This is a genomic window from Chryseobacterium formosum (assembly GCF_026460885.1).
Taxonomy (GTDB): Bacteria; Bacteroidota; Bacteroidia; order Flavobacteriales; family Weeksellaceae; genus Chryseobacterium; species Chryseobacterium formosus.
Window position 1 is genome coordinate 25839 of sequence record NZ_JAOVZW010000034.1, and the last position, 10173, is coordinate 36011.

Genomic DNA, 10173 nt, shown 5'->3' on the forward strand with positions numbered 1-10173 from the left:
ATTACTTTTATAGAAGATAATATGATCTGCAAGAGTTTTGTTGTTATCATCATGAACCTGAAAAAATTATTAAAAACAAATGTATTATGGCAACCGTTGAATTTAAAAAAGATGATTTCGTAAAAGATGATTTTGACGAGTTTCACATTGAATATAAAACGAGTGAAATTGGAAATGGCAGTAATCTGATCATTGAAATTTTGCAAGACGGCCTATATGATGTGGTTCAAGTTCCGATAAGGCGTTCGAATGATTCTATTTTTATCTGTTTTTCTGAACCCCTTGATGGCAGATTGATTTTTGAAAAATTAGATTAAAAAGATTGTGTATTATTTTATAGTTATTTGATTTCTTGAGAAAGAGAGCAGACATAAGTTTGCTCTCTTTTTTTATCCGTGATTTAATAATATTACTTTTCAAGACGTACAGGCTGAACTTCTCCCGTTGGCATCGTCTGAAACAATTGCGGAAAAACCATTTGCAAAATGAAATACACGACAATAATTAATGGTAATCAGATAATTGTATGATAAATTTCCGGCATATTTCAATATAATTTTGCTCACGCTGGACAGGAAAAGTTTTCCCATGTGAAAGGAGACATTTTTGTAATCAACAATATATTTTATGAACGGATAAGTAATATTGGAAGACCGTAAAAAGGTGGTCGATACCTTGTAAATCAAGCCCGGAAAAATGACATTTAAAATAAGAAGATAAACTATTGACGATAACTCATAAATTAGGTACCCACAAAAAATATTTTTTAATAATATGATTTAAGACACACGATCATTATATAAAATTTATCTATTTTTACCGTAATTGATTCGTAGAAATGTGAACAATTTTTTTCATCATTTGTGTTTTACCTTCTCTTCGGAGAAGGTTTTTTAAGTTACAATTTTTCTTAATCTTTATAAAAAGAGAGTGAAAATATTAAAGGTAATTTAACTCTACAATCAGATATATCATCTCCATAGTAATCAATGTGCTAATTCTAGACATAACGGAACTCTAATTGATTAAAACAAGCTCTCTATGATTATAATCATAGCATTTGGTCTTGTGAATCTATATATTTACTAAGATAGATTACTAAAAGTAATTTTTAGATCTCATTTAAGAAGCAATTAACTTGATACAACAAGCAATAGCTTTTACTAACATCACCAAATCTTTTTAAAACCATGCTTATAAATAGCAAACTATTAAACACTTACGGCGCAGAGACAACTGCCATAAATCCTTTGGAAACAATTTTTCGTGAAGGAGAAAAACCTAAATATTATTATCAAATCAACACCGGCAGAATTAAATTGAATCATTTTGATGAAGATGGAAAAGAAATCATACAGAGTGTTTTGGTTCCCGGGCAAAGTGTTTGCGAGTTGCTGCTCTTCATTGATGAGAAATATCCGGTAAATGCTGAAACTCTATCACATTGCGAAGTCATAAAACTACCCAAAGAAAACTTTTTTCAATTGCTTGCAGAAAATAAAGATATATCCCTAGACATTAACAGATTTTTATCAGAAAGACTGTTCCAAAAATTTGTTATGATGCAGAATAATTTATCTCTACGGCCTGAAGTAAGAATTTTGGGAGCATTAGATTATTTTAAAAGCTACAGCAACAATCACGAAAAGTATTCTTTTGAGGTTTATCTTACCAGAAAACAACTGGCATCCATTACAGGTTTAAGAATCGAAACAGTTATCAGAACGATAAAAAAAATGGAAAGAGAAAATGTACTAAAGATCGAAAACAGTAAAATTTTTTATTAATCATCAACTATACTTAGCCCAATATTGTATTACATAATGTTGAATAGCCAAAATCAAACATGCATATGTCAGAAATAGAAGAAACAGAACTTCGAGGGGGACAAGGGCAGGTACTTGACCCTGAAACTTACAGAGATTCCATAGGAACAATGGAACAATCCGGCAAAAGGAAATGGGTTTTTCCTAAAAAACCAAAAGGACGCTACACCAATTATAGAAATATTGTCGCTTATGCTCTACTAACTTTTTATTTTGCCGTACCTTTTATTACCATCAACGGAAATCCTTTTCTTTTGTTTAATTTGATAGACAGACAGTTCTTCATTATCGGCCAACCATTTTATCTGCAAGATTTTTTTCTTCTTACATTAGGAGCAATTGTTTCATTAATATGCATCATCATATTTACTATTGCTTTTGGAAGAATTTTTTGTGGGTGGATCTGTCCTCAAACCATTTTTTTAGAAAATGTATTCAGAAAGATTGAATATGCCATTGAAGGTGATCGAAATAAGCAAATGAAACTCGACCGCCAAGAATGGAATACAGAAAAGATTTGGAAAAGAGGTTTAAAGTGGACCATCTATGTTATTCTCTCACTAGTTTTTACACACTTCATGTTTATGTATGTGGTCGGATATAAAGAGGTGATAAAAATTGTATCCGAAGGACCATTTGCCCATCCCACCAATTTTATTGCAATGATTTTGCTAAGTGCTGCATTTTACTTCGTATTTGCGTGGTTCAGAGAGCAGGTTTGTACATTGGTATGTCCTTACGGCAGACTTCAAGGTGTGTTGATTGACAAAGAAACCATTAATGTTTTTTACGATTTTAACAGAGGTGAAAATCGCTCAAAATGGCGAAAAGGAGAAGATAGAAGAGCTGCAGGAAAAGGTGATTGTATTGACTGTTATCAATGTGTAGTAGTTTGTCCTACAGGGATTGACATTCGGGACGGACAACAATTGGAATGTGTAAATTGTACCGCTTGCATTGACGCCTGCGATGAGGTGATGGATAAAGTTGGTTTACCACGAGGATTGGTACGATATGCCACAGAGAATGAAATAGAAACCGGACAACCAACAAAATTCACTACCAGAATGGCGAGTTTTCTTGTTATTCTTGTCGGTTTACAGATGTTTTTAGGTTTTATGCTCTACAATCGTGGTGAGATGGAAGTGAAATTCATCAAACCTGCCGGAAGCACATTTTTTGTGAGAGACAATCATATCACAAATACATACAATTACACTTTTCTAAATAAATCAAATGAAAAAAAGACGGTGACCATTCAAGTTTTAGAACCAGCACATGGTGAGATTACGTACAGTACGTCGAGTAAAATCAACGTAGACCGAGATAAGATTACAAAAGGATCTATCACCATCAGTTTTCCTGAATCTGAAATGAATTTGTCTAAACAAAATATTACGATTGGAGTATTTGACGAAAAAGGTAAGTTGCTCGATAGTTACGACACTTATTTTGAAGGACCTTTTAAATTAGAATTTTAATATAGAAAATGATCTCATTTAAAACCCGAGCCATTAGAAATCTGATGGCTCGGGTTATTTGTAATTTAAAGAGAAAAGGAGAGCATTTTTAATTTAACTTATCATAAATCGTATTAAAAGGATGAGCGGGATTAATTATTTTCAGACCACTATATTATCATTTTTAACGATACGGTATAACTTGAGCTGACCAAGAAATTTCTCTAAAATCCTTTCTGTATAGAACAATTTAATATTGAGAGAATCTGATGTATCCAGTAATTCCAATTTATCTGAAAAAACCACATTCCCTTTATAGGAAATAGAATAATAAACAAAAATTTCATAGGATGATGGCCTTTCAGGAGTACAGTATCCGTAGGAAGCAATGCACCAGTCACTTTCAAAAATCCTGCAGGCATGACGTCCCATTGATTCTGTAATAAAGCTTGATATGCAGTTATAATTTTTAATCTCAGCGATGTCAACTTTGAGCAACTTCACAGCTTTTTCAGGTGTATGCACTGTTATTCCTCCTTTATAAAATAATTTAGAATTTGTCATTTCGGAAAATGCAACCTGCATTAGACCACCGGTTACACTTTCAGCGATGGATACTGTTTCAATTCCAACCATAAAATTTTCGCTGATTTCTTTTAGTAATTCTTTATTAAAATCCATGATATAAATATTTTAATAACCGTTTAGTTTCCTTTACCACGTAAGCTATTCTTAGATTTATCTATCAGTTATTTATTTTTTCAATTAAAATTCTAGGATTAGATAACGCTTCCATTCCATATAAATTGAATACAACAATCAAATAAACAATATAGATGGTGCTCATTGTGATGCCAATAATACTTAGTGTTCTTCCGGTTTTAAGACTATCGAAATTATCATATTGATCTTTATTTTTAATGTAGGTTGCATAATCTTTTTTGTAAAGTATCAATGCAACAATTCCCGTAGCAATTCCCGGAATACCATAGCAACAGCAAAGTGCTACAGATGATATTCCCAATACCAAAACGGCAGTACTGTATGGTAATCTGGTTTTTCCACTGTTGAGCTGACTAATTTTCATATCTTGTTTTAAATTTAATGGAAACATCTTTAAGGAACTATAGATAATTTATTTCTAAGTGGAAATGTTGAATTTGTAATTTTAATTAGCGTAAACAGGATTTCAAAACTTCAGTTAATTATTTGACGCTTAAACTGTCACCCACTTTTCTTTCTGAATCTTATAATTTCTTTTTCCGGTAATTATCTTCATCATCCGGTCACATCTACAAAAAAACAACAGTGAACAATGTCGCTATAACTGTAAAAAAATCATCAACTTTACCATTTTAATATTTTATGATTTTCATTATTCATTACTGCTTTTAGCTGTCATTTGACAAATCGTTATTGAATATGCGTAAATTGAGTTATGGTTAATATATTTCAAATATAAAAAGTTGTACTTATTGATTCTATGACAATAATCATAGAGATTTAAAAATCTAAGATTGTTTTTCATTTAGAGTTAATTTTCTGTAAACTGTCCATTTATCTACATCATGGTATTAATAGGACTCTAAACATATTAAGAATTTAAATATTATTTTTTCATCTATCATTATTAAATAATCAATATATAATACGATATGATATGATATGATATGATATGATATGATATGATATGATATGATTCAGAACATAAAAACACACCCTATATTTTATATATATTTGTTAAATAGTTATTGTTATCGATTTAACATCTCGTCTCCGATCTAATTTAGGAGCAATGGCAATTTTAAAATGAAGTCGTCTCGTACATATTACGAAAGAGACAATACACCAACACCCCGTTTTTATTTCTTCGATAGATTGTTGCCATAAATATTGGTAAACATACAGCACGCCACGATCTTCGTACTAAGCTGATGACCTTTTCTGCAGATATTATACGGCAATATTCCTTAAACCAACCATAAAAAATTATTATATGTCTATTAAAGAAGAAATTCTGCACTCCATCGGAGCGACAGAACAAGAATATAGTCCCGGCGATTATATCTTCCGGGAAAGTGGCACTCCGCAGTTTTATTATCAAGTGATCACTGGCGATGTAAAACTGAATAATTATAACAGCGACGGAAAAGAATTTATTCAAAATATTCTGTCTCGTGAAGATGCATTGGGTGAATCGATGCTTTTTATTGAAAAGTTATATCCTATGAATGCAATTGCTTTAACCAAATGTACCATCATCAAAGTTTGCAAAAATACTTTACTCCATTTTTTTGAAAAAAATCCCATGCTCTATTTAGAGATCTGCAAATCTTTATCGGAACACCTTTACCGTAAATTTGTTTTGATGCAAAAAATATCTTGTCATAATGCAGCTGAAAGATTAAAAGAAGTAATGGAACTCATGAAACAACAACAGACTAATCAAGAGCCCTTTACATACGAAGTTCCTATAACCAGACAACAATTAGCTTCACTTACAGGTTTATGTGTAGAAACTACGATCAGAACTATAAAAAAAATGGAACGGGAAAAGATGCTGCGTATAAAAAACAGAAAGATTTTGTTTTAACTTTTTTTCTGACTTTAAAAATTTCATTTACAATTTATACCAATATTTTTTTAAATGATGTGGTATAATTATGATTAAAATCAATCAGTAACATTTTCCGAAAGATTAATTAACTCCTGAAAATTACATTTTCAGGATTTTCATTAAAAGACTGAAAATTACACGATTGTTTTTTCCAAACGTTCAAATTTATTGTACGAAGATTTCAATTGTTCAAACTGATCGGACACAATTATCGTACTTTGCAAAGCGTCCTGATTCAGAGTTGCTACTGTTTTTTTGTTGTCCATAACTATTATTTAAGTTGGTGTTGATAAATTCTAAGATAAAATAAATAATTATTTCATAGCAGTTATTGCCTTTTCAGATTCCATTAAATGATGCTCCAATGCAGGAATTTCCCCATCCGCAAAGGCTTTTAAAGAAGCTTGAGAACCATCGCTAGATTCTTTTTTAAAGTCAGCAATTGTTTGTTTGTGATCAACAACCATTTGCTCCGTGTATGCACGATCAAATTCGGCACCTTTTTTAGCTTTTAATTCGTCGTATTTTTTTTTGTTGTGCAGCATCAACCTTTGCCGGCAAAGTATGAGCACTTGCAGTCGCCCATTGTTTAAGTTCATCATTTGCTTTCGTATGATCTTTTACCATCATCTCTCCTAAAATTTTCACTGTAGGATTTGTTGTATTTTTAACAGCAAGTTCTCCTGCCATTACTTCCATCATTCCGCCTTTCGCTGCCGCATCTGCAAATTTTTTGTCTTGATCACTCAAAGAAGCAGATTCTTCAGCACTTGCAGAAGTTGTTGCAGAATTACCTGTCATCGTTGTATCGGAACCTGATGGAGCAGACATTTCAACAGAATCATTCTGATTATTGTTGGTTAAAGTTTCTTTTTTGTTACACGATACCGCCGTAGCGACTGCTAAAAGCATTACAATTGATTTTTTCCTAATAATATTTAATAATTAGTTGCCTTAATCTATATCAGCTTCCGCAGCTTCAAAGTTAATTGAATTATATGCAGACTCTGTCAACAATGAATCTGCTTCTTTCTCTTCTGCCAAAGTAGCTTCTAGCAGAGAGGCAATTTCTTCTTCACCTAATGTTTTTGCAAAGGCAACTAAGGTTCCGTAGGAAGCTATTTCATAATGTTCAATCTTTTGAGAAGCAGAAATTATTCCTGCATCTCTCACCGGACCTTCTTCTGTTTCCTCCATAATGCTTTCACCCTCCTTGATTAAACCTTCCATTGCATTGCATTTTTTTCCACGATTTGATTCTACAAGAATTTCAAAGATTTTATCAAGTCTTTCTACTTGTCCTTGTGTCACGACAACATGTTCTTCAATAGCCGTAACAAGCTTTGGTTCACTGGCATTTTTTGCCATTTTAGGTAAAGATTTAAGCAAAGCCCTTTCAGCATATACAATATCTTTTAGCTCATCGATAAATAATTCTTTCAGCCCCTCGGCTGCAGAAGATTTTACTTTGACTTTACCTTGAGAATTTTCATTCTGATTTTCTGTCTTTTTCATAATAATACATTTAATTGATTTCGTTCTGTGTTATCAACAAATATCTTTCATAATAAGATGATGCGTTATGACATTAGTCATAATAGTATCATCTACTTAATTTAGGTGTAGTAATTAAATAAATTTAAGCGACTGATTAAAAGATTGATGATGAATTATCTAAATAAATATTCAGGAATTTATCAGTAACGAATAATTATTAACAGCTTCAGTTTCATATATGCTTCCCACCATAAAATATTGATTAAAAGCACTATATCTTATAATAAATTTTGAATGATCAAAAATTGATTTTTAGAAATGAATTATTTCAATTTGATTACATTTACAATAAATAAATATAAATGGATAAAACAGTTGTTCTGATTCAGGATAATGAAGAAATCTTAGATATAATGGATGAAGTTTTGACTGATGAGGGATTCGAAGTCATTTCATCATTGACTCCAGAACCGATTGAAAAACTCGAGGAAATAGAACCTGACGTCCTTATCATTGATGACCACATACAAGGAAAAAAGAGTGGATCAGAAGTAATTGCAGAATTAAAGTCAGATCCTTCAACAGAAAATCTGGCGGCAGTATTAACTTCAACTTCCTTTGATTTACCTGAAAAGGCAAAGGAATGTTCTGCTGATGATTATATTGAAAAACCGTTTGATATTGATCACATGATTGATATCGTTAAGCAGAATTCTTAGAGTTAAAACTTCGCTAAACCAAATTGCTTTAAATTCTTAAACTACTCTTTAATCCAAAGAGTTGTAGGATAATATATTGCAAATACTTTTTTTAGTCTCTTTTATGGTACAAACTACCTATTTAAAGTCTAACAAACCATCTGTAAGACATTTCCACTCTATTTTTGAAAACCCAAACATACCGCCTATTGCAATCATAAAATTTCTAAACTTACTTAGTGCTGAAACTTTATAATTTGGTGTTTCATTACGGCCATGAACGCTTACTTTCAAACAACTATTTTCTTTTGAAATTATGAATGTTGAAGTTGCTTTGGATGTGTAAAAATGAGCAACACCAAAATGGAGTTTTGCTCCCGGCATTTTGCAGGGTGAGCATTCTAATAAGTAATACTCTGACAAATAATCTTTACTTTCTTCAATTCTTATGATCTGAACCCAATCATAATTATTTCCTTCACGTAAACCTGGACCAAGAATTTTAATCCTTATAAAATCCTTTAATTTAGGTTTTGAATTAATAGTTATCCCGCTGCTGTTGCATAATCTGAATTCAGCAGAAAGACTTCCACAGTATTCCATCCAATGATTAATATCAAAAAAACGGTCTTTTAAAATTTCATATTGACTGCTAATATCTGCTTCACTCTTTTTGAAACTTTCCGTGTCGTGAGCACTTCCTATAATCTGTTTTGGGAGTTTAAAATCTTCTTTATACTTCATAATTTTTTGTTTTTGACGTTTATACACTTAGTCATATTGTACATAAAACTGGAGAATTAGTTAATTAATTAAGCTAAACCTTCATCAATCAAAGATTAATTGTAATAAATTTTTATATGAACAGTTAAAACTTTTATCAGTATTCTTTAGAGTGTATTTGCATTGTTTTTAATAAAAATTTTACCATCAATAATCTCGACCAGATTTTCATTCTCCATTATTTTAACGGTTCGTATTACTGTCTCAACTCTCAATCCTGTTAACGAAGCCAATTGCTGTCTCGTGTAAGGAACTTCATATTGAATTGATTTAGACTGCATTTTTAGTTTTTTGAAGTGGTTGATCACCAATAAAATCCTTCCACGTGGATCACTATATGCCATTTTGTTGATCAACATAAAATTATAATTTACTTTCTCAGAAATATACTCAAGGAGCTTGATCAGCGTTTTTGGATAAGTATTTAAAAGTTCATAAAATTCTTCCTTTGATAGAACATAAATGCTACTATGACTTAAAGCTACTGCGTTAACATTATAAAGATTATCCGAAAATAAAAATGTTTCCCCAACAGGATCTCCTGCATTCGAAAAATCGTGAATAAATTGATTTTTGCCACTTTTATCACTGGTAATCTTTAAATATCCGCTTTCAACTTGAAAATAGCAGCCCGAACTATCATCTACTGAAAACAGATGTTCGTTCTTATCAAGAGTTATTAATTTGGCTCCATAATCGGTAAGCAGCTTTTCACTAATAATCATAATCCGTAGTTTTATTTTGATCAGACAATTTTGAAGATTATTTGCACAAATAATTTTAATCATCTTTATCATTATAGAATATTCTAAAGTACAAACAACTTGTATGCTTTCATTATGACCGTAGTCATGACATTATAAGTTCACTACCGCAAGCGCCGAAATATTTTTAGGTTTGATATTTTTAAAGCATTCAATTTTAATAAAAAACAATAATCCCTCGCATTTTGCGAGGGATTATTGTTTTACTTTCCATCCTTATCTTTTTGGTGATACTCAAGTTCACCAAAAATTTTGTGCTTATGTTTAAGAAAAATATTTTTATCCCTTTTCAAAAATATTTTTACCAGACCTTTCAAGCCCCCCCGCTGCTCAAAGTCGGGAGACTTTGAGCAGATAAAAATAAAATCTCTTTATTTTACGAGGTTTATCAATATGATAGAAATAAAATCCAGAATAACAGATATTTTCATGATATGAGGAAAATAATCGGTGGAAGTCACCCCTTAATAAAACGACATTGCATCGGAGGCAAAAAAACTATAGGTTCATTGTAAACTGATGTAATAT

The 10173-nt window shown here is 31.5% G+C and carries 14 protein-coding genes; 5 read left to right on the plus strand and 9 right to left on the minus strand.

The annotated features are described in order from the left end of the window. The first annotated feature begins 86 nt into the window (after positions 1–86). Positions 87–317 carry a glutathione synthase gene (locus OF897_RS21155; protein WP_267267657.1) on the plus strand — a complete coding sequence of 77 codons (231 nt, stop codon included), beginning with the start codon at positions 87–89 and terminating at the stop codon, positions 315–317. Positions 318–416: 99 nt separating this feature from the next. On the opposite strand, the gene OF897_RS21160 is transcribed toward OF897_RS21155, so the two are convergent. Further along, on the minus strand, positions 417–590 hold the full coding sequence (locus OF897_RS21160) for a hypothetical protein (protein ID WP_267267658.1): 174 nt from the start codon (positions 588–590) through the stop codon (positions 417–419). A gap of 600 nt (positions 591–1190) precedes the next feature. Here OF897_RS21160 and OF897_RS21165 point away from each other — a divergent pair. Both OF897_RS21165 and ccoG read left to right on the plus strand, forming a co-directional pair. Then, a complete protein-coding gene (locus OF897_RS21165; RefSeq protein ID WP_267267659.1) occupies positions 1191–1787 on the plus strand; it encodes a Crp/Fnr family transcriptional regulator in 597 nt (198 codons plus the stop codon). A gap of 65 nt (positions 1788–1852) precedes the next feature. After that, complete coding sequence (gene ccoG / locus OF897_RS21170) at positions 1853–3307, plus strand: cytochrome c oxidase accessory protein CcoG (RefSeq protein WP_267267660.1); 1455 nt, start codon at positions 1853–1855, stop codon at positions 3305–3307. Positions 3308–3448: 141 nt separating this feature from the next. On the opposite strand, the gene OF897_RS21175 is transcribed toward ccoG, so the two are convergent. Then, entirely contained in the window at positions 3449–3967 is a 519-nt protein-coding gene (locus OF897_RS21175; RefSeq protein ID WP_267267661.1) for a CinA family protein, read from the minus strand. 64 nt (positions 3968–4031) lie between these two features. Beyond that, positions 4032–4373, minus strand: coding sequence for a CCC motif membrane protein (locus tag OF897_RS21180; RefSeq protein WP_267267662.1), 342 nt, complete (start codon positions 4371–4373; stop codon positions 4032–4034). 909 nt (positions 4374–5282) lie between these two features. On the opposite strand from OF897_RS21180, the gene OF897_RS21185 reads away from it, so the two are divergent. Then, on the plus strand, positions 5283–5879 hold the full coding sequence (locus tag OF897_RS21185; RefSeq protein ID WP_267267663.1) for a Crp/Fnr family transcriptional regulator: 597 nt from the start codon (positions 5283–5285) through the stop codon (positions 5877–5879). 158 nt (positions 5880–6037) lie between these two features. Here OF897_RS21185 and OF897_RS21190 read toward each other — a convergent pair whose 3' ends face one another. From OF897_RS21190 to OF897_RS21205, 4 genes are read right to left on the minus strand one after another with little or no spacing between them, the layout of a single operon-like run. Continuing rightward, on the minus strand, positions 6038–6169 hold the full coding sequence (locus OF897_RS21190; RefSeq protein ID WP_267267664.1) for a hypothetical protein: 132 nt from the start codon (positions 6167–6169) through the stop codon (positions 6038–6040). A 48-nt stretch (positions 6170–6217) separates the two neighbouring features. Next, a complete protein-coding gene (locus tag OF897_RS21195) occupies positions 6218–6448 on the minus strand; it encodes a DUF4142 domain-containing protein (RefSeq protein WP_267267665.1) in 231 nt (76 codons plus the stop codon). Further along, positions 6408–6815, minus strand: a complete 408-nt coding sequence (locus tag OF897_RS21200) for a DUF4142 domain-containing protein (protein WP_267267666.1) — start codon at positions 6813–6815, stop codon at positions 6408–6410. The genes OF897_RS21195 and OF897_RS21200 overlap by 41 nt, the downstream gene beginning before the upstream one ends. Before the next feature lie 42 nt (positions 6816–6857). Then, entirely contained in the window at positions 6858–7418 is a 561-nt protein-coding gene (locus OF897_RS21205) for a YciE/YciF ferroxidase family protein (RefSeq protein ID WP_267267667.1), read from the minus strand. Between the two features lie 344 nt (positions 7419–7762). On the opposite strand from OF897_RS21205, the gene OF897_RS21210 reads away from it, so the two are divergent. After that, complete coding sequence (locus tag OF897_RS21210) at positions 7763–8119, plus strand: response regulator (protein ID WP_267267668.1); 357 nt, start codon at positions 7763–7765, stop codon at positions 8117–8119. Between the two features lie 117 nt (positions 8120–8236). Here OF897_RS21210 and OF897_RS21215 read toward each other — a convergent pair whose 3' ends face one another. Together OF897_RS21215 and OF897_RS21220 are read right to left on the minus strand one after the other, a co-directional pair. Next, positions 8237–8842: a hypothetical protein gene (locus tag OF897_RS21215; RefSeq protein WP_267267669.1), complete on the minus strand. Its 606-nt coding sequence runs from the start codon at positions 8840–8842 to the stop codon at positions 8237–8239. Positions 8843–8988: 146 nt separating this feature from the next. Beyond that, positions 8989–9606 carry a Crp/Fnr family transcriptional regulator gene (locus tag OF897_RS21220; RefSeq protein ID WP_267267670.1) on the minus strand — a complete coding sequence of 206 codons (618 nt, stop codon included), beginning with the start codon at positions 9604–9606 and terminating at the stop codon, positions 8989–8991. Positions 9607–10173: the final 567 nt, after the last annotated feature.